At 55.7% G+C, this 18,476-nt stretch carries 16 protein-coding genes; 10 read left to right on the top strand and 6 right to left on the bottom strand.

All coding sequences use genetic code 11. The annotated features are described in order from the left end of the window. Positions 1-16: 16 nt before the first annotated feature. From paaD to AC1Z3F_RS09405, 3 genes are read left to right on the top strand one after another with little or no spacing between them, the layout of a single operon-like run. The gene (gene paaD / locus AC1Z3F_RS09415) at positions 17-514 is read left to right on the top strand and encodes a 1,2-phenylacetyl-CoA epoxidase subunit PaaD (protein ID WP_483565603.1); all 498 of its coding nucleotides are present in this window, start codon (positions 17-19) and stop codon (positions 512-514) included. Further along, entirely contained in the window at positions 511-1,671 is a 1,161-nt protein-coding gene (gene paaE, locus AC1Z3F_RS09410) for a 1,2-phenylacetyl-CoA epoxidase subunit PaaE (RefSeq protein ID WP_483565602.1), read from the top strand. The genes paaD and paaE overlap by 4 nt, the downstream gene beginning before the upstream one ends. 18 nt (positions 1,672-1,689) lie before the next feature. Beyond that, entirely contained in the window at positions 1,690-2,475 is a 786-nt protein-coding gene (locus AC1Z3F_RS09405) for an enoyl-CoA hydratase/isomerase family protein (protein ID WP_444613978.1), read from the top strand. Between the two features lie 97 nt (positions 2,476-2,572). Here AC1Z3F_RS09405 and AC1Z3F_RS09400 read toward each other — a convergent pair whose 3' ends face one another. After that, on the bottom strand, positions 2,573-3,025 hold the full coding sequence (locus tag AC1Z3F_RS09400; protein WP_131088856.1) for an Lrp/AsnC family transcriptional regulator: 453 nt from the start codon (positions 3,023-3,025) through the stop codon (positions 2,573-2,575). Positions 3,026-3,250: 225 nt separating this feature from the next. On the opposite strand from AC1Z3F_RS09400, the gene pdhA reads away from it, so the two are divergent. From pdhA to AC1Z3F_RS09380, 4 genes are all read left to right on the top strand, one after another. Then, positions 3,251-4,414 carry a pyruvate dehydrogenase (acetyl-transferring) E1 component subunit alpha gene (pdhA, locus tag AC1Z3F_RS09395; protein WP_483565601.1) on the top strand — a complete coding sequence of 388 codons (1,164 nt, stop codon included), beginning with the start codon at positions 3,251-3,253 and terminating at the stop codon, positions 4,412-4,414. 1 nt (position 4,415) lies between these two features. Continuing rightward, a complete protein-coding gene (locus tag AC1Z3F_RS09390; RefSeq protein ID WP_483565600.1) occupies positions 4,416-5,498 on the top strand; it encodes an alpha-ketoacid dehydrogenase subunit beta in 1,083 nt (360 codons plus the stop codon). Beyond that, positions 5,499-6,938: a dihydrolipoamide acetyltransferase family protein gene (locus tag AC1Z3F_RS09385; protein WP_483565599.1), complete on the top strand. Its 1,440-nt coding sequence runs from the start codon at positions 5,499-5,501 to the stop codon at positions 6,936-6,938. A 254-nt stretch (positions 6,939-7,192) separates the two neighbouring features. Then, on the top strand, positions 7,193-8,206 hold the full coding sequence (locus AC1Z3F_RS09380) for a hypothetical protein (RefSeq protein WP_483565598.1): 1,014 nt from the start codon (positions 7,193-7,195) through the stop codon (positions 8,204-8,206). A gap of 32 nt (positions 8,207-8,238) precedes the next feature. Here the strand turns inward: AC1Z3F_RS09380 and AC1Z3F_RS09375 are convergent, their stop codons facing one another. After that, positions 8,239-9,102, bottom strand: a complete 864-nt coding sequence (locus AC1Z3F_RS09375) for a phosphatase PAP2 family protein (RefSeq protein ID WP_483565597.1) — start codon at positions 9,100-9,102, stop codon at positions 8,239-8,241. Positions 9,103-9,183: 81 nt separating this feature from the next. Between AC1Z3F_RS09375 and AC1Z3F_RS09370 the strand changes: the two genes are divergently transcribed. The 3 genes from AC1Z3F_RS09370 (at position 9,184) to menD (ending at position 14,256) form a co-directional block, all read left to right on the top strand. After that, positions 9,184-10,179, top strand: coding sequence for an o-succinylbenzoate synthase (locus AC1Z3F_RS09370; protein ID WP_483565596.1), 996 nt, complete (start codon positions 9,184-9,186; stop codon positions 10,177-10,179). Between the two features lie 123 nt (positions 10,180-10,302). After that, complete coding sequence (locus AC1Z3F_RS09365; RefSeq protein WP_483565595.1) at positions 10,303-12,405, top strand: PhoX family protein; 2,103 nt, start codon at positions 10,303-10,305, stop codon at positions 12,403-12,405. A 150-nt stretch (positions 12,406-12,555) separates the two neighbouring features. Beyond that, positions 12,556-14,256 (top strand): 2-succinyl-5-enolpyruvyl-6-hydroxy-3-cyclohexene-1-carboxylic-acid synthase, encoded by a 1,701-nt coding sequence (gene menD, locus AC1Z3F_RS09360; protein WP_483565594.1) that lies wholly within the window; start codon positions 12,556-12,558, stop codon positions 14,254-14,256. Between the two features lie 106 nt (positions 14,257-14,362). On the opposite strand, the gene AC1Z3F_RS09355 is transcribed toward menD, so the two are convergent. The 4 genes from AC1Z3F_RS09355 to AC1Z3F_RS09340 form a co-directional block, all read right to left on the bottom strand. Then, positions 14,363-15,145, bottom strand: coding sequence for an amino acid ABC transporter ATP-binding protein (locus AC1Z3F_RS09355; protein WP_483565593.1), 783 nt, complete (start codon positions 15,143-15,145; stop codon positions 14,363-14,365). A 13-nt stretch (positions 15,146-15,158) separates the two neighbouring features. Beyond that, entirely contained in the window at positions 15,159-15,950 is a 792-nt protein-coding gene (locus tag AC1Z3F_RS09350; protein WP_131088847.1) for an amino acid ABC transporter permease, read from the bottom strand. Positions 15,951-16,060: 110 nt separating this feature from the next. Next, entirely contained in the window at positions 16,061-16,849 is a 789-nt protein-coding gene (locus AC1Z3F_RS09345; RefSeq protein WP_444613969.1) for an ABC transporter substrate-binding protein, read from the bottom strand. Positions 16,850-17,020: 171 nt separating this feature from the next. Continuing rightward, a complete protein-coding gene (locus AC1Z3F_RS09340) occupies positions 17,021-18,358 on the bottom strand; it encodes an isochorismate synthase (RefSeq protein ID WP_262199572.1) in 1,338 nt (445 codons plus the stop codon). Positions 18,359-18,476 lie beyond the last annotated feature (118 nt).

Raw genomic sequence — 18,476 nt, 5'->3', positions numbered from 1 at the left:
GAGAGGGGGAGCAGTCTTGAATAAGCTGATCGCTGACACCAACGAGCTGTTCGCCATCGCCGCGAAGGTTCATGATCCGGAGATACCTGTGCTGTCCATTGTGGACCTTGGGATTCTGCGCGAGGTCACCGCCGCCGAAGACGGCACAGTACAGGTAGTGATCACCCCGACCTATTCTGGATGCCCGGCTATGGACGTGATCAGTGAAGACCTGTATTCGGCCTTTAGCGACGCCGGATATCATCAGGTCCAGATCAAGCTGGTGCTGAGCCCTGCCTGGTCCACGGACTGGATGAGCGAAGATGGCAAACGAAAACTCGAAGAGTATGGGATCGCTCCTCCTACCGGCCAAGGCCACGCCGGGCGAATCACCCTGGGTATGAGTGTGAAATGTCCTCGGTGCCATTCGTTGAATACCCGTGAGCTGGCCCGCTTTGCCTCCACTTCATGTAAAGCGCTCTACACCTGCAAAGACTGTTTAGAGCCCTTCGACTACTTCAAGGTACTTTCATGACCGATCTACAAACTTCGGCTCGACGCAGAGCCGCTTTTCACCGTCTCACCGTTTCGAATGTGCGTCGCCTGACCAAAGACGCCATTGAAGTCACCTTCGCTATCCCTGAAGAACTCAGCGAAGAATATGACTATGTCGCCGGACAGTACGTGGCCCTTCGCAAGAAGCTTCCCAACGCCGCGGGCGAATTGGTGGAACTGCGCCGTTCTTACTCAATTTGCGCCGCGCCCACCGGGGATGAAATCAAGGTAGCTATCAAGCGTGACCTTGGTGGTTTGTTCTCCACCTGGGCCAACGAGGAACTGGCCGCAGGTGAGCAGATTGACGTGATGAGTCCGGCTGGTGCCTTCATTTCCAAGCACAAACTCACTGAGATTAATGATCCTTCAAAGATCAACACCACCACACAAGATCGCTTTGTTGCAGTGGCTGCCGGCTCAGGGATTACTCCGGTTCTAGCAATCGCTCGTACGATCCTGGAAGCCAACGAGCACAGCCGCTTTGATCTGATTTATGCGAACAAAGCCGCCATGGATGTCATGTTCCTTGAAGAGCTGGCAGACCTCAAAGACCGGTACCCATCACGCATGGCACTGCACCACGTGCTGAGTCGTGAACAGCGGATTTCACCGTTACTCTCTGGTCGTATCGACGCAGAAAAGCTAAGCTCCTTGCTCACCAATGTGGTGCAAGCACCCAGTGTGGACGAGTGGTTCCTATGCGGACCATTCGAACTGGTCCAGCTGGTCAGAGACCAACTGACTGCGCTAGGAGTACCAGCGCAGAAGGTTCGTTTTGAACTATTTACCACCGGTGAACCATCCAAGCCGCAAGGCCATATTGGCCGACCCGTGGTGGTGGAAGAGAATGAGGAAAGCTACGAGATCAGCTTCAACCTCGATGGCCTCAAAGGCGAAGTTACCTCGCCGGTGCGAGCCAACGAAACCGTGTTAAACGCTGCTCTGCGTGTTCGCCAAGATGTCCCGTTCGCCTGTGCTGGCGGAGTCTGCGGAACCTGCCGTGCCAAGGTGACCTGCGGATCAGTGACCATGGCTGAAAACTATGCGCTGGAGCCAGAAGAAGTTGAAGCCGGTTACGTGCTCACCTGCCAATCACATCCGACCAGCGAAAAACTGGCCGTCGATTTTGACGCTTAGGAAAGCAAGGAATCACTCATGATCGAATTGACGATTGCCGATTCAATTGCCCGAGTTGTGCTTAATGCTCCACAGAAAATGAACTCCCTTGATGTAGCTGCCCTAGACGAGTTGTCGCTCGCCTACGACCAGGCTGCTGCTGGCGTGGCCGATGGCAGTGTTCGGGCGTTGGTGCTGACCGGCGCTGGTCGTGGCTTCTGTGCCGGAAGAGATATTTCTGCAGTGAACCCTGCCGATGATGATGTCATTGGGTATTTGGATGGCAAAGTGCAGCCACTCTTAGAGAAGATGTCGAATCTTCCGGCGCCGACCTTCGCTTTGGTTCAGGGTGCGTGTCTGGGTGTTGGTCTGGGCTTGGCCATCGCTACGGACGTTGTGTACGTGGCAGAGAACGCAAAAATTGGTTCACCGTTTGCCAATCTGGGAGCAACATTGGATTCGGGTGGGCATTGGCTTTTCACCGAGCGACTCGGAGCGCACCGCACCCTGGACATGATCTATACCGCTGAACTGATTTCCGGGGCAGAAGCCGTGAAATCCGGATTATTTTCGCGTGCTTTCCCGTCAGAGGACTTGGTGGAACGCGGTGAAGAGCTGATTGGCAAAGTGGCCCAAGGGGCAACGCAGGCGTTTGTTGAGTCAAAGCGACTGGTCCAAGAAATACGGGATCAGCGAGTTGGACTCTGGGCTTCAATGAAAACTGAAAACCGTGCGCAGGCAGCCTTGTGCGATACGCCTGACTACGCGGAGGGGTTCAAGTCCTTCCAAGACAAACGCCCGCCGGTCTTTTATGGGAAGAAATAAAACCCGTGGCAAGCCAGTGACTTGATCCGCTTGAAACTGCCTGCCTGTTCCAAGGCTTTGGGAGACCGAAGTTTTGATACAGGCGGGCAGTTTGTCTTTATCGGGTGTCTGTATCCTCAAAAATCAGGTGCGTTTGGGTATCAAGCACCGTCGGCAGTGCCTGTAATTCTTCGAAGACCACACGACGCAGGTCCAAATTGTCTGTTGCTCGCACCAGCAGGATCACATCAAAATTTCCACCCACGAGGCCAATATGTTGGACTTCAGGGATTGAAGCTAGGTGGTCGCGTAGTTCGCGCCACGAATGCTGACGAAGCTTGAGGGTGACGTAGGCGCTGGCTTTTAGGCCGGCCTTCACCGGGTCGATGACCGCCGTGTAACGAGTGATAACTCCAGCATCTTGCAGCTTGGCGATGCGCGAATAGGCGTGGGCACGAGACACGTGAACCTTCTGCGCAACCGTGGTTACTGACTGGCGACCATCCTTGGTGAGCTCGGCCAAGATGGCGCGGTCAACCTCGTCAAGTTTTAGCTCCACTTCCGCGGCCATGATTCTCCTTTTCAATGTGTCTGACGCCTCTCGATCAAACACATTTTATTGAAACGTTTCGTCCACAAGTATACGTATCTGCGTCTCAACTTTCCACGATTCTCCGGCTGAGTGGATACAGAATGCAATCGATACGCATAATTAGTTGCAAATGATGTTTAGGTGAACTGAGTCACAGGGCGTGCGCCTAGAGGGCTGAGTCACAGAAGAGAAAGGTGGGAGAACATGAGCGCGGACGCATCCTCAGCTCGCATCTCTGAAGTCAGCAAAAAGTTCGGCATTACCCCCGAGGACTACATGTTGCCAGCGCGGCACATGATCAACTTGTTGAATCCAGATGGATCACTCCGTCCGGACAATGAGCAGGGTACCGAACCAGGTCACGAATATCCGCTGCCAAGTCCTGCTCGGCTCATGGAAGCCTATGCCGCACTGGTCACCGGACGTCGAGTCAACGACCAAAACTCCGCCCTGGTCCGCCAGGGCCGAATGGCTGTTTACCCATCAAGCCACGGGCAAGAAGCCTGCCAAATTGCTGCCGCGCTCTGCCTAGATGACAACGACTGGCTCTTCCCAACCTATCGAGACACTGTAGCCGTGCTAACCAAGGGCGTTGCCCCGATGGAAGTCATGACTAGCTTCCGAGGCGAGTGGCACTGTGGTTACGACCCGAAGGCCTACAAATGCGCGCCCATGTCAACGCCATTGACCACTCAGCTACTGCACGCAGTGGGCGTTGCTCACGCCGCCAAGCTGCGCGGTGAAAACACGGTTGTTGTGGCCATGTGTGGCGACGGAGCTACTAGTGAAGGCGACTTCCACGAAGCACTGAACTTTGCTGCGGTCTTCAACCTGCCGGTCATCTTCTTTGTACAAAACAACAAGTACGCCATCTCTGTCCCACTCTCACATCAGAGCGCCGCACCATCGCTGGCCCACAAGGCAGTGGGTTACGGCATGGCCGGTGAGCGGGTAGACGGCAATGACCTGATGGCATTGATGGCCATCATGACCCGAGCAGTACGCATGGCCCGCGAAGGCAACGGCCCACTGCTCATTGAGGCTCACACCTACCGCATGCAGGCGCACACCAACGCTGACGACGACAAGCGTTACCGCGAGGACTCCGAGGTTCAGGCCTGGATTGCCAAAGACCCAGTGACCCGCATGAAGGCGTATCTGGAAGATGCCGGACTGCTCACCGAGGAGACCGTTGCCAAGATCTCCGAGGACGCCGAAGCGGTGGCCAAGACCTTGCGTGATGGCATGAATCAGGATGCCAACACCGATCCGCGCGAACTCTTTGAACATGTTTATTCCACCAAGAGCACTCAGCTCGCCGAACAGCAAGCATTGCTTGCTGACGAACTAGACCGCGAGGAGGCCTAGAATGACTGCCACTACTTCGCGCGTCAACCCGAACGTCAGTGCTGCCACCGCGCGTGCTGCCGCCAAAGCCGCTAATGGAAACCAGCCAGTGACCTTTGGTAAGGCACTGAATACGGCTCTCGCCGATGGCCTGGTGGCCGATAATTCAGTAGTCATTTTTGGTGAGGATGTCGGAACCCTTGGGGGAGTCTTCCGTATTACCGATGGGCTCACCGCACGCTTCGGAGCTGACCGCTGCTTTGACACCCCACTGGCAGAATCTGGCATCGTCGGAATGGCTGTGGGCATGGCCATCAACGGTATGCGCCCAGTTATTGAAATGCAGTTTGATGCTTTCGCTTACCCCGCTTTTGAGCAGGTAGCCTCGCACGTGGCTAAGATGCGTAACCGCACCCAAGGCAAGCTCAGCCTGCCGATGGTCATTCGTATCCCTTATGCCGGAGGAGTTGGCGGTGTAGAGCACCACTGCGATTCGTCGGAAGGCTATTACGCTCACACTCCTGGACTGAAGGTGTTCACTCCGTCCTGTGTTGAGGACGCCTACCTGATGCTCCGCGAAGCCATTGATTCCGATGATCCGGTAGTTTTCTTTGAACCAAAGAAGCTCTACTGGTCTAAGGAACAGGTAGACCTTGAGCAGCTGGCACAGGAATACGAAGCAAAAAAGAGCGCAAAAACTGAAGGCCGAGCTCGTATTGCGCGTGCCGGTAGCGACGCCACGCTGATCACCTACGGCCCAAGTGTCTCCACCGCTTTGGCAGCAGCCAAGATGGCAGCTGAAGAAGGCCTCAACTTAGAAGTTATCGACGTGCGCAGCATCGTTCCGTTTGACGATGAGACCGTCTGTGCCTCGGTACGCAAAACTGGGCGAGCTATCGTGATTGCCGAAGCTCAGGGCTTCGCCTCAGTGGCCAGTGAAATTGTTGCCCGCGTCCAAGAAAGGTGCTTCCACTCTCTGGCAGCTCCAGTCTTGAGGGTCACCGGATTTGATATCCCATACCCGGCACCAACTTTGGAAAAATACCACCTGCCCAGTGCGGAAGGAATTCTCGACGCCGTTGATCAACTCCAGTGGGAGGCCTAAATGAGTATCAAGACTTTCCTATTACCTGACCTCGGCGAGGGACTGACCGAAGTAGAGCTGGTCCGATGGATTGTGGCTGCTGGCGACACTGTCGCCGTGGACCAACCCATCGCAGAAGTCGAAACCGCCAAGTCTTTGGTGGAGATTCCGTCTCCCTTTGAAGGCGTAGTCTCCACGCTGCACGGTGAAGCTGGCCAGATGATGCTGGTAGATGAGCCGTTCATCTCCGTGAACACCGGCGGCGAGGATGCACCGCAGACTGGGGAACCATCCGGCGAGCGCGCACAGTCCTATCGCGAAGAAGAACTTGCAGGAACACAGGCCCCTGCTGGTGAATCTGTTGACCCAAGTGGCGAGGCAGAGCACGACGAAGAAGGCAGTGGCAATGTCCTCATCGGCTATGGCACTGGCTCAGCTCAGCGCAAAACTAGTCGGAGGCGTAAACCTCGCGGGCTGGGCGCTAGTGGCGCATCAGCAGCGAAGGCTCCTGCTGAAGCAGTTCGTGTAGTCAACCCGCTGGTTCGTAAGCTGGCCCGAGAGAATTCTCTGGACATTTCTACCGTGCAAGGCACCGGCCCAGAGGGTCTGATCCTGCGCACTGATGTGGAAGCTGCCGTTGCTGCTGCAAGTCAAGCGCCTGCGACGACTGCTACCGCTACGCAGCCAAGCACTTCGAGCACGGCCGCGAAGCCGAAACTTTCGACAGGCACTGTGGATGCAGACTCACGTACCGGATTGCCGGTAGCTTCTTCGCAGGTGCTCTCCGGGGTACGCAAGACCATTGCCAACGCCATGAGCACTTCCCGCCGTGAAATTCCCGAAGCGACAGTGTGGGTGGATGTAGATGTCACCAAACTGTTGAAGCTGCGCACCAAGATCAAGGAAGCCGATGGTCAGGCGCCTAGCGTCATAGCTTTGATTTCGCGTTTTGCCGTGGCAGGGCTGCAGCGTTTCCCTGAATTGAACAGTCGTATTGATGTCGAGACTGATGGGGGATTGCGGCACACCGTATTTGAGGGAGTGAATCTAGGATTTGCGGCTCAGACCGAGCGCGGTTTAGTTGTGCCCAATGTACGGGACGCTCATAAGCTCAATGCCCAAGAGCTCTCTGCCGAGTTTGCTCGTTTGGCTACGGTTGCCCGCGAGGGCAAGGCCGGCGTGTCCGACTTGTCGGGTAGCACCTTCACGATCAACAACTACGGGGTCTTCAACGTTGATGGTTCGGCTGCCATTATTAATTACCCGGAGGCTGCGATCCTGGGGCTGGGGCGCATTATCGAGAAGCCATGGGTGGTCAACGGCAAACTTAAGGTCCGCTCGATCTGCGAGCTGACGCTCAGTTTTGATCACCGTGTCTGTGATGGTGGCACCGCTGCCGGGTTCTTGCGATTTGTTGCTGATGCAATGACGGATCCCAAGCGGGCCCTGGCGACGCTCTAGTAGTGCTGCGCTGTCACTGAACTACTCAGTTGCTGAGTGGCATCGATGATCCCTGTCGAACCCAAGTTGAAACGGGTTCGGCGGGGATCATCCTTAATGCTGATATTTCAGTATTGATCGATCATTTAGTTCCATGTCAGATTAGTGTTGATAGCATGGAAATACATCTACGCACCTTGTTGAAGTAGATGCGGCTGGTAAATGACTCCACCAACCACGGAGCCGATCAACTGGACTATGGAAACGAGATGAAGATGACCAGGCATGCAGTGAAGAACCGTCCATGGGTATACCTGATCTTGATTCTTCCGGTCTTCATCGTGTTCGGCATTTACTTCCCGCTGGCTAATCAGCTGCCGGAGATCATCGCTACGCACTGGTCATCGACCTATCCTGACGAATTCACCCGCACTGCAGTATTTGTGCCAGTTGCCATTGGCCTGAGCATCCTAGGAACCGTCCTCGGTTTGAGCTCATTAGTTCAGCAGCGCAGGCCGGGCTTATTGTTGACGCTCCTCTTTGTTGGTTCACTACTTTCGTGGACCACGGTGGGAGTTTTTGTAGGCTCGGTGATACCAACAGCGCTCGCCGAAACACCAGAGACAGCCGTCATCGGCATCTGGATGCTCCCCATGTTGCTCTGCACGCTGGTAGCTCTCACTCCACTGTGGATCTGCGGCGTCTACCAGTCGTATTCAAAGCAACTGCAAGCTCAACGACAAACACGTATCGACCTAGCTCAGGGAAGAACTGCATCTACACCCCAGCCCGATGTGAGCGCTGGGGGCAAGAAATTTAGTGAAACGATGAAGGCCCCGTGGTGGATGTGGGCGCTCGCGATACTGATTGCTGGAGTAGGGCTATATATTCTCTTCGAATTCATCGCCCGCCCGGGTGAAGTGAATTCGGCCGCCACCATTACCGGTCTAGTAACTTGCCTGGTCGTTAGTCCGCTAGTCCTAGGACTTTGTTTGATCCGAGTGACTATCACTGACCAACAGGTGCAGGTGGCCTCCGCAATCTTTGGGTTCCCCTTGCGCACCATCCAGCTGGTTGACATCCTGTCGGTGGCCAGTACCGAGATTGACCCAATGACGTGGGGCGGCTGGGGATGGCGCTTCTTTCCCGGTGGATCAGCGGTGGTCCTACGACGTTTTGAAGGCCTGGCCTTTGAGCTGAAGAATTCAACGCGATTTGCTGTGACGGTTCCGCACTCTGAACGTGGCGCCGAGAAACTCAATGCACTGCTGCAGAGGAATGATTCCTAAATACGGCCTTGCTGGTGACCCCGAGGAACCACTTATTGCGCAACGGTGCGCATTGGCCCCAGCACGACAGAACGTAACGCCAACCCTGTAACCAGTGATGCCGCGACGACATGTGCAATGCCCAAGATTGCGTAGGTCAGCTGTAAGGTCTCGGGAATCTTCTGAATGTGCGGGTGAGGTAAGAGGAAAGATAATCCGATGATGATGGCCCACACGATGATGCTGGTCGCGCCAACTCGTCTGGACCAGCCAGTCTTGCGCACTTCATGACTCAGCGGTTGAATCCGTTGTAATACAACGCTGGCGATAACCATCCAAAAAGCAGTGACCAGAAAACCAGCGGCGATGTCGCTCGGGCGGTGCCAACCACACACTAGTGTTGCCACACCGGTGACTGTGGCAAAGAGCCAAACAATAGGCTGTATGACTGGGCGAAGTTTTGGTGGGGACATCAAATACATCAAGCCCATGGCCGCTGCCGCAGCAGTGGTGTGTCCCGAAGGGAATGAGTTTCCGGTCGTACCAAAATTGAAGTCCGGACGAATCAAGATTTCATGTTTGAGCAACTGCGTAGTGCCCAACGCTGCTGCCGCACCGAGAATCGCGACAATGGCCCTGATGAAACTTCGGTCTCTGATCACTCGATAGAGCAAGAAGATTCCGGCAACAACACCACAGATCACCGGAAGCAGATCCAAGAACTGGCGCACTGGATCCAGCAACTCGGTACGTGGCCACCACTGCGACCAAGCCATGAAGCTTGCTTGATCGGCCCATTGACCCGCGCGCAGCAGCACAAAGAAGACATATTCAACGCAGAACAGGGCTATCAACAAGATGAGAGCCAACCACCACCGAATGTGGCGCGGGTGCGGAGCTGCTGAATGGCGGGGCATGCTTCTAGACTGTCACAATTACTGGTGCAAACGTCACCCAAAAAGACTGTAATTATCCCCACGCTCGCTAGGCTATGGTACATGAGCATTGAACTTCCACCGCTGGCAGAACTGTTGGCAAACAGCCATGTTGTTCGCTTACCCATGCGAGTTAAATTCCGCGGAATCACCCAGCGCGAAGCACTGCTCATCAAAGGACCGGCCGGGTGGGGAGAATTCTCGGCCTTCCCTGAATATGGAGCCCACGAAGCCTCCCGCTGGCTCGCTGCCGGCATCGAAGCTGCCTACCAACCATTCCCGGAACCACTTCGCACTTTGATCCCCGTCAACGCAACTCTGCCGTCGGTCCCAGCCAGCGAGGTGGGTGCCGTACTTGAACGCTACGATGCACCACACACCATCAAAATCAAGGTGGCAGAACAGGGACAAGACTTGGACCAGGACTTGGCCCGGGTTGCCGAAGCCCGTCGGCTTTACCCTCACGCCGCTTTGCGAGTTGATGCAAATATGGGCTGGGACATTGAGCAAGCGGTCCATGCGCTCAAGGCCCTCAGTGAGTACGACCTGCAATATGCTGAACAGCCAGTACCGGGCATCACCGGTTTGGCTGAAGTTCGTGAGAAATTGCGCAATGCAGGCTTTGATTTGAAGGTCGCTGCCGATGAAGCAGTGCGCAAGCACACAGACCCGCTGGAAGTTTCTCGGCTGGGCGCAGCAGATCTCATGGTCATCAAGGCGCAGCCACTGGGTGGGATTCAGGCCGTACTGGATATTGCTAAGAAAGCTGAACTAGACGTCGTCGTTTCTAGCGCTCTGGACACCTCGGTAGGACTAGCTCAAGCGGCAGCTCTAGCCAGTGCGCTACCAGAACTGCCCTACGCCTGCGGATTATCTACCGGGACATTATTAGCCGATGACGTATGCGCGGATCCATTGCTGGCCAAAGCCGGCTACCTTCCGGTGCGTCGAATCGAAGCCGATGCCAAGAAGCTTCAGGACCTACGCCCTGAAGCCTCGAAAGTTCAGTGGTGGCTACGCAGAGTTGAGCAATGTTATGAGCAGCTGGTGAATGCTTAGCCTGTAGCACCCATCTATTTCCCCGCAGTTAACTTACGCGTTGCATTTTGCACACTTCTGGGTGAAAACCTCATATCGAGTCGTTCCCCTGACAGCGAGCCCTAACTGAGGAAGTGATGGATCATGAATCCAACCCGTACCCTTTTGCCAATGCTAGGCCACACCCGTGGCGGACGTTCCGCAGCTACTTGCCACTTTAAGTGTGGAGATGCCTGCGTTAAGCCAGATTGCAATACCTCGTCCAACGGCTACTTCAAAGATATTGCCGATAAGGCAATGTCTCGCCGCAGCATCCTTGGCCTAGGCGCCGTCGGTGCATCGGCGCTAGTAGTTGGACCACAGTTCTTCGGTGCCTCTGATGCCACCGCCGCACCATTGGTGCCGCTAAAGAACGGTTCTGACAAGGGTGGGAAGCTGGCCTTTGACGCCATTGAGCCGGTGTCTCGTTCAGTAGATAACCTCACCGTTCCAGAAGGCTACGATTGGGCTCCGATCATCCGTTGGGGTGACCCGCTATTCAAGAACACCGCACAGTTTGACGCCACCAAACAGAGCGCCAAGAAGCAGGCCGAACAGTTCGGTTACAACAACGATTACCTAGACATCATTGTTGATAAGTACTCGGGCCGCACCGGCGTGCTGGTAGCTAACCACGAATACACCAACGAAGACATGATGTTTGACGCTGCGTGGTTTGAAGCTAACAAGGACGAAGCTCGCCGCATCGCGATGAACGCTCACGGTTTCAGCGTTGTAGAAGTAAAGCGCAAGAAGCATGACAAGCAGTGGAGCTACGTCCAGGGCGGCGAACGTAACCGTCGCATCACCGCACAGACTGAATTCAAGGTAGATGGCCCTGCTGCTGGAGCCGATCTGCTCAAGACCGTTGCAGACCCAACCGGAACCAAGGTTCTGGGCACCCTGAATAACTGCTCCGGCGGCACCACCCCATGGGGCACCGTGCTTTCCGGTGAAGAAAACATTGACCAGTACTTCAAGGGCAAGGGCACTGCCGAAGAAGCACGCTACGGCATAGGCACCGCAGCCACCGAGCGCGGTTGGGAAGATACTGACCCACGCTTTGGCCTGAGCAACGAAGGTTATGAAAACGAAGCACACCGCTTCGGCTGGGTTATCGAAATTGACCCACAGGATCCAAAGTCCACCCCGGTAAAGCACACCAACTTGGGCCGCTTTAAGCATGAAGGTGCCAACGTGCGCATCGCCAAGAATGGTAAGGCTGTTGCCTACTCCGGTGATGACTCCCGCTTTGAGTACCTGTACAAGTTTGTCTCCAAGGGCACCTACTCCAAGCATGACCGCAAGAAGAACATGAGCTTGCTCTCCGACGGTGACCTCTACGTCGCAAAGTTCGCCGGTAACTCGCCAGCAAACGAAATTGACGGCAACGGCGAACTGCCATCGGACGGCGCATTCGACGGCACCGGCACCTGGTTGCCATTGGTCAAGGGCGGCAAGTCCATGGTTGAAGGCATGAGCGTTGAAGAGGTTTTGGTTTACACCCGTCTGGCAGCAGATAAGCTCGGCGCCACCAAGATGGACCGCCCAGAAGACGTGGAGCCAAGCCCGCTGTCGGGAAAGCTGTACGTGGCGCTGACCAACAACTCTGATCGTGGCAAGACCGGCAAGGAAGGCGCAACCGAGCCGAACCCTCGCATTTCCAACCGCGATGGACACATTATTGAACTGACCGAGGCAGGAAACGACGCCACCAGCACCAAGTTCACTTGGAACATTCTGCTGGTTGCAGGCGATCCGAAGGTCAACGGTTCAACGTACTTCTCTGGTTACCCTGCCGATAAGGTCTCACCAATTTCCTGCCCGGATAACCTGGCCTTCGATTCAAAGGGCAACTTGTGGATCTCCACCGACGGCGCACCAAGCACCATCGGCTACTCGGATGCACTGCACAAGGTCACCTTGACCGGCAAGGACCGTGGCCGCGTGGAACAGTTCTTGGCTGTCCCAACGGGCGCTGAAACCTGTGGCCCACTGATCCATGACAAAGACAACTCAGTCTTCGTCTCTGTGCAGCACCCGGGAGAAGGCGGCACCTTCGTCTCCCCAAGCTCGCTGTTCCCTGACTTCCTAGAGAACCCAGCCGCAGCAGGCGCAGGCCAGTTCTACGGCCCACGTCCAACCGTGGTTCAGGTCTTCAAAGCAGAGACTGAAAACCAGGGTAAGGGCAAGGGCAAAAACAAGTAGCCTTTCGGCCATCGTGTAATTAGACGCCGGTGAGATCTGTGAGTTTCGCAGATCTCACCGGCGTCTTGTTGCACCCTCGCAGTCGGCGCGCGTACCAAGGCATAGACTTGGGGTAGTGCCTAAGCTGAGGAATCGAAGGAGCCACATCGCGTGGGATTGCAGCAACCAGAAGAGCAACGCGCCATCACCACGGCTCGTGAAGTCCTCGGATCACTGATCCAGGCGGGAGTACGAGATCTAGTGATTTCTCCTGGCTCACGTAGCGCGCCCTTGGCCTATGCCGCCGCTGAAGCTGAGCACGCAGGACTGCTCACCATCCATGTGCGCATCGATGAGCGTTCAGCCGCCTTCATGGCCTTAGGTCTGGCGCAAAGCACAAGAACACCGGTAGCCGTAGCTGCCACCAGTGGTACTGCCATCGGCCAGATGCTGCCAGCCGTCATGGAGGCGAACCACACGGCAACACCACTGCTAGTCCTCTCCGCGGACCGGCCCGATGAACTACATGGCACGGGCGCCAGCCAAAGCACCAAACAAAAGACACTCTTCGGCGAACACGTCAGAGCCGCGCTCAACGTGCCAGCAGGCCAAGATCCTGTAGCCCAAGTGAATCAAGCGCTAATAGCGCTCGCCGGTAGTCAGCTGAACCCGGCCGGCCCAGTGCAGCTGAACCTGCAATTTCGCGATCCGCTGATCCCAGGTGAAGACGAAACGATTGGCTCTCAGCCCTGGACCAACATTCAGGCCGGTACATGGCCTGGTGTCGTGAATCAATCATCAACAGCAATCGTGAGTGCTCAATTCCTTCCACTGCGTCGCACGGTTGTTGTTGCAGGACATGATGCGGGGGAGCAGGCAGCAGAGTTTGCACAACTTTTAGGTCTGCCACTTTTTGCTGAGCCCTCGTCCAACGCACGCTTTTCAACAAATGCCATTACTCATTACCGGCCGTTGATTGCCGTGGGCAGTGAACACATTGATCGTGTAGTGCTTTTTGGGCGTCCTACGCTCAGCCGGCCTGTAGCCAAACTCTTAGCTGATCCTCGAATTGACAGTGCCATCTGGCAACCGACACCAGCGCCTTGGTATGAGCCAGGGCGGCGGCGTGAGCAACCGATCAATAGCTGGGAACAGCTTGTAGAGTTTGCCGGTGTAGGCGCTGAGGAATGGCTGGCCAACTGGCAAGACCTAGATAGACACGCCCAGCAGATTCGTGCGTTGCACGGCGAAGAGTCCACGCTCAACGGGCTGGACGTGGCTGAAGTGCTCTGGGAAAACCAGCCGGAGGTTCTACTGCTCGGCTCATCTAATATCGTTCGCGATTTTGATCTGGCTGCCAAGCCGACCGAGAGTCATGGCACCAAGGTGTATGCCAACCGTGGTTTAGCGGGAATTGACGGCACGATTTCTACTGCCATGGGCTTGGCCGTGGGCAGTGGACAGCGAACTGTCGCTGTCATGGGAGATATCACCTTCGCTCATGACGCCAGCTCCTTGATGTGGGCACCTTCAGAGCCACAACCTCAACTGGATGTGGTGGTGTACAACGATGGTGGCGGTGCCATTTTCTCCACATTGGAGCACGGTGCGGTGGATGACTCGGGACGTTATGCCGAAGCGGTCGAGCGTTTGTTTGCTACTGCTCAACAATTTGATGTTCAGTCGCTGGCCAAGGCTTATGGGTGGCGCTATGAGCGGGCAACCTCCAGAGCACAACTTTCAGATATCTTGACCCAGTCAGAGGAAAAGACGCTGCGGCTCATCGAAGTCCCGGCTTCCCGTGAAACCTTGCGGGCAGATAATCAACGACTCAATCAACACATCTCAAGCCTTGTTTGGCCAGAGCCCTAAGCTGTTCACTGATTCTTTCGACAAGAAAATCCTCTGCCCCGAACACCTACTCGGTGTCGGGACAGAGGATTCTTTTGCAATAGATCTTCTTTAGCTTCTTTGGGCCTTAGATATCCACGTGGGTAGGGTCCAAGACTCGACGCAGGAAATCCTGGGTACGAGGCTGTTGCGGATTGCCAATGACTTCCGAAGCAATGCCTTCTTCAACCACCACACCGCCGTCCATGAAGACCACACGGTCAGCAACTTCTTTAGCAAAAGCCATTTCGTGGGTGACCACAAGCATGGTCATACCCGCCTGGGCTAGATTCTTCATGATCGATAGAACTTCACCGACCGTCTCAGGATCCAAAGCACTGGTTGGCTCATCAAAGAGCATCAGCGTCGGTTCCATCGACAGTGCACGGGCAATAGCCACACGCTGCTGCTGACCACCGGAAAGCTGGTCAGGGTAGCGACCACCAAAATCGCCCAAGCCAACACGTTCGAGGTGGCTGTGAGCTACCTTCTGCGCATCAAGCTTCTTGCGCTTGAGCACCTTGATCGGTGCAACAGTGCAGTTTTCCAACACCGTCAGGTGTGGGAAAAGGTTGAACTGCTGGAAAACCATTCCAACTTTTTGACGCATCTGATCAAGATTGACATCTACGTTGGTGGCATCAAAGCCACCGACCAAGATCGTGCCGCCGTTGGGCTGCTCAAGTAGGTTGACGCAACGCAGCAAGGTGGATTTTCCGGAACCTGAAGGACCAATCAGGCAAACAACTTCGCCCGGCTTAACCTTCAGATCGATGCCCTTGAGTACTTCGTTGGAACCGTAGGACTTACGCAGTCCGGTGATCTCCACGCCCGCGGCATTGACTGAAATTTGATTAGTGTCAGTAGACATTCTCAAGTCCTCTCTACCGCTTGGTCTTCGCTGCGCGGGATTCGAATTTACGGGCTACCAAGCTCAACGGAATGGTGATAACCAGGTAGAACAAGCCAGCAACCACCAGCGGGGTGAGGCCTGCATCCAACTGGGAGATACCGTCACGGCCGAACTTGGTCATCTCGTACTGGGCCATGGCTGCGCCAAGAATAAATGCCAACGAGGTGTCCTTGGTGAGCAAGATGATCTCATTGGTCATCGGTGGCAAAACAATCTTGAATGCCTGCGGGATGACGATGGTAACCATTGCGCGCCAGGCTGGCATGCCCAGCGAACGGGCTGCTTCGGTCTGACCCTTAGGGACAGCCTGCAAACCAGCACGCAGGGTTTCAGCGATATAAGCCGAGGAAACCAGACCCAAAGCGAACATCACGTTCACCGGCTGCGGCCACGTAGTGCCAAAAGCTTGAGGCAAGCCAAATCCAAAAGCCAAGAGCACGAGGATCGCGGGGATGCCACGGAAGAATTCAATAAATGCGGTGGCGAACCAACGATAGGGCGCGAAGCTCGCGGTTTTCAATAGGGCCAGAATCAGACCCAGTGCCAAGCCAAAGGCGAAGGCAATGATCGTGTAGAAGATGGTGTTCTTCAGGCCGACCAAAATCATGTCCGGGAACATCGGGCCGAGCTTGTCAAAGGAGAAGAACGCGTAAGCGGCCTTATCCCAGTCAATAATCGCAATCAACGCGATGATGATGCCTACAAAGACAACTATCTGAATGGTCTTGCTCGTACGGGCACGCTGACTGGTAGTCATTGCCATGGGGTTGTACCTCTCGTAAAGGTAGCGGGGGTTCGCACTTGCAACCGGGTCATGCTTGTCGGTTGGGCGGTGAACCCCCGCTGGTAGATCATTGCGTGTTCAGTGACGAGTTATTTTTCGCCGAACCACTTCACGGTCAGTTCCTTCATGGTGCCGGCATCGGTCAGACGCTTCAGGGTTCCGTTGACCAGCTTCAAGGTGTCAGCCTTGTCCTTAGGAACGGCAACACCTAGCTGCTCACCGGTCTTGAAGTTGGCCACAGCCTTGTAATCGGCTTTGTCCTTCACCGCGTAGCCGAGGACCGACTGGTTACCCAGAACGGCATCAACCTGTCCTGCAAGCAATGCCTGGGTCTGTAGACCGGCATCCTCGTAGCCTACGATGTTCTTCAGGCCTTTTTCTTTGCCATACTTTTCACCGGTGGTGGCCTGCTGAACGCCAACCTTTTTGTCGGTGGCTGAAGCGAGGTCGGTGATGCCCGAACCGTTCTTAGCGATCAAGACCAGGTCATCATCCATGTATGGAGTGGAGAAATCCATCTTGGCTTTACGTGCATCGGTGATTGAGATCGAGGAAATTGCGATGTCGCACTGAGTGCTGAAAAGTCCCGACTCGATGGAGTCGAAGCTGGCGTCGATGACGTTCAAATCCAGCTTGGCGTCCTTGGCGATTTCTGCAGCAACATCCATGTCGAAGCCGACGTTCTTGCCGTCTTTAACAAATTCAAATGGCTCGTAAGGGATATCCGAGCAGACGGTCAGCTTGCCCTGGTTGAGCGGGAAGGATGCACCATCCGCTGAGGATTCGGAGCTGCTATCGGAACCGCAGGCGGTCATTGCCAAGAGTGCTACGGAGCTGAGAGCGATAGCGGCGGCGAATTTTTTCTTAGGGCTGCGCATAGGATCAAAACCTACTTTCGGGTCATTGCGAGTGGATCACTGCGATGCCCTAATCATAACCGCGGTAACACTAGCGAGAGACGCACTTCACACAAGTGTCATCGAGGGCAAGAAAAATTTACGCTGAAGAAACATGAGAGTGAAACAATTGACCGAAAAGTGATCTGCGTCCTACTCGGCGCCGAGGGCCTGGCGCATGGGGCGCATTTTTGCCCAAGACTCTGCCAGTTCATCCTCCGGCACTGAACCCGGAACGATGCCACATCCGGCGTAGAGGCGCATGAGTTTCTCGTCTTCCAAGATTCCTCCGCGCAAGGCGATGCCAAATTCTCCGTCGCCTCGGCTATCAACCCAACCCACTGGGCCCGCGTAAGGTCCACGGTCCAAACCTTCGAGCTCGCGCAGGAGCACCCCGGCCTTCTTGGTGGGTGTTCCGCACACCGCTGCGGTGGGATGGAAAATCTCAGCTACATCCAAAGCGGAGGGCAAGGCGCCTGTTGCGTCGGCACGCAACTGTGCGCGTACGTCGCTGGCTAGATGCCAGACGTTCGGTAGCTGGAGAATAAATGGTTCTTTGGGTGCGCTCATGCCATGCGAGATTGGGTTCAACGAGTCAGTGAGTGAATCGATGGCCAGCTGATGCTCATTACGCTGCTTGGGATCTTCAAAGAGTCGATGCTGGGCAAACTCAGGGTCTGCGGCTCCCGCTGCGGCACGATCTAACGTGCCGGCCAAGACGCGGGCTTCTGCCAGGCCATCGGTGACGCGAACCAGCATTTCCGGGGTGGCACCCACGAGGCCATCAACACTGTAGGTCCAGCAGTCTGCGTAACGTTCGGTCAGGGCGTGGGCCACTGCGGACAGATCGATGGGGGAGGTGCTGTGGGCTAGTACGTCGCGAGCCAGCACCAGCTTGGAGATTCCGCGCTCTTCAAAATGACCCAGTGCTTTGCGTACGGCTTCAACATAGGAGCCTGCGGTCAACTGTCCACTGGTGAGCTTGATAGCCCCTGGATCGGTGGCAGCGATGGCCGCGTCCTCCATGGCGGCGTTGACCCGGGCCAAAGCCTGCTCGTAGGTCAGATCTCTTAGTTCCTCGGCGGTGCCGGTCACGGTAATCCACGCGCCCTGCTCATCGCGTCCAACCACCAGCTGCGGGATGATCATGCGCGATTCAAAAACGCTGGTAAAGGAGAAAGCGAAGGATCCAAAGCTGACCAAACCACTACCGGGCCGGTTGATTGGATCAATGATGTCCGCGGCCTCGATGACCTGTGCAAACCACGCGCGGGCCCGCGCGAAGCGTTCCTCCCCGTGGGTGTGCAGGCGGGCGGCGGTGCCAAAACCCACCAAGCCATGCCCGTTCCGGGTCCAGACCATGCTTCGGTGACGCAATGAGTCGCCAAGCAGAGTTTGCGGGGCATCAAGATATTCAAAGGTGATGCTGGACAGCGATGGAGCCGACGCCTGATGGGCGCTGGCGCTAAGAACGGACGATTCTGCAGACATGATACGGCTAAGCCTACCGCGGGATGCCGGGGTTCAAGCGGTGGTGGTGTCCCCAGTCACGACTGTGAGATATGGCGGGTCTTGGCAGAACTGTTAGCCTAAGTCGGTAAACTCTAAA

The sequence above is a fragment of the Glutamicibacter sp. MOO4 genome (assembly GCF_056934395.1).
This window is presented reverse-complemented; position numbering and strand designations above follow the sequence as displayed.

What these genes read in the sequence shown, in the direction of transcription:
- AC1Z3F_RS09370 (WP_483565596.1), top strand. Translation starts at nt 9,184, where the DNA reads ATGAGCATTGAACTTCCACCGCTGGCAGAACTGTTGGCAAACAGCCAT.
- AC1Z3F_RS09375 (WP_483565597.1), bottom strand. Translation starts at nt 9,102, where the DNA reads ATGCCCCGCCATTCAGCAGCTCCGCACCCGCGCCACATTCGGTGGTGG.
- AC1Z3F_RS09340 (WP_262199572.1), bottom strand. Translation starts at nt 18,358, where the DNA reads ATGTCTGCAGAATCGTCCGTTCTTAGCGCCAGCGCCCATCAGGCGTCG.
- AC1Z3F_RS09390 (WP_483565600.1), top strand. Translation starts at nt 4,416, where the DNA reads ATGACTGCCACTACTTCGCGCGTCAACCCGAACGTCAGTGCTGCCACC.
- AC1Z3F_RS09350 (WP_131088847.1), bottom strand. Translation starts at nt 15,950, where the DNA reads ATGGCAATGACTACCAGTCAGCGTGCCCGTACGAGCAAGACCATTCAG.
- AC1Z3F_RS09365 (WP_483565595.1), top strand. Translation starts at nt 10,303, where the DNA reads ATGAATCCAACCCGTACCCTTTTGCCAATGCTAGGCCACACCCGTGGC.
- AC1Z3F_RS09385 (WP_483565599.1), top strand. Translation starts at nt 5,499, where the DNA reads ATGAGTATCAAGACTTTCCTATTACCTGACCTCGGCGAGGGACTGACC.
- paaE (WP_483565602.1), top strand. Translation starts at nt 511, where the DNA reads ATGACCGATCTACAAACTTCGGCTCGACGCAGAGCCGCTTTTCACCGT.
- AC1Z3F_RS09380 (WP_483565598.1), top strand. Translation starts at nt 7,193, where the DNA reads ATGACCAGGCATGCAGTGAAGAACCGTCCATGGGTATACCTGATCTTG.
- AC1Z3F_RS09405 (WP_444613978.1), top strand. Translation starts at nt 1,690, where the DNA reads ATGATCGAATTGACGATTGCCGATTCAATTGCCCGAGTTGTGCTTAAT.
- AC1Z3F_RS09355 (WP_483565593.1), bottom strand. Translation starts at nt 15,145, where the DNA reads ATGTCTACTGACACTAATCAAATTTCAGTCAATGCCGCGGGCGTGGAG.
- AC1Z3F_RS09345 (WP_444613969.1), bottom strand. Translation starts at nt 16,849, where the DNA reads ATGCGCAGCCCTAAGAAAAAATTCGCCGCCGCTATCGCTCTCAGCTCC.
- AC1Z3F_RS09400 (WP_131088856.1), bottom strand. Translation starts at nt 3,025, where the DNA reads ATGGCCGCGGAAGTGGAGCTAAAACTTGACGAGGTTGACCGCGCCATC.
- pdhA (WP_483565601.1), top strand. Translation starts at nt 3,251, where the DNA reads ATGAGCGCGGACGCATCCTCAGCTCGCATCTCTGAAGTCAGCAAAAAG.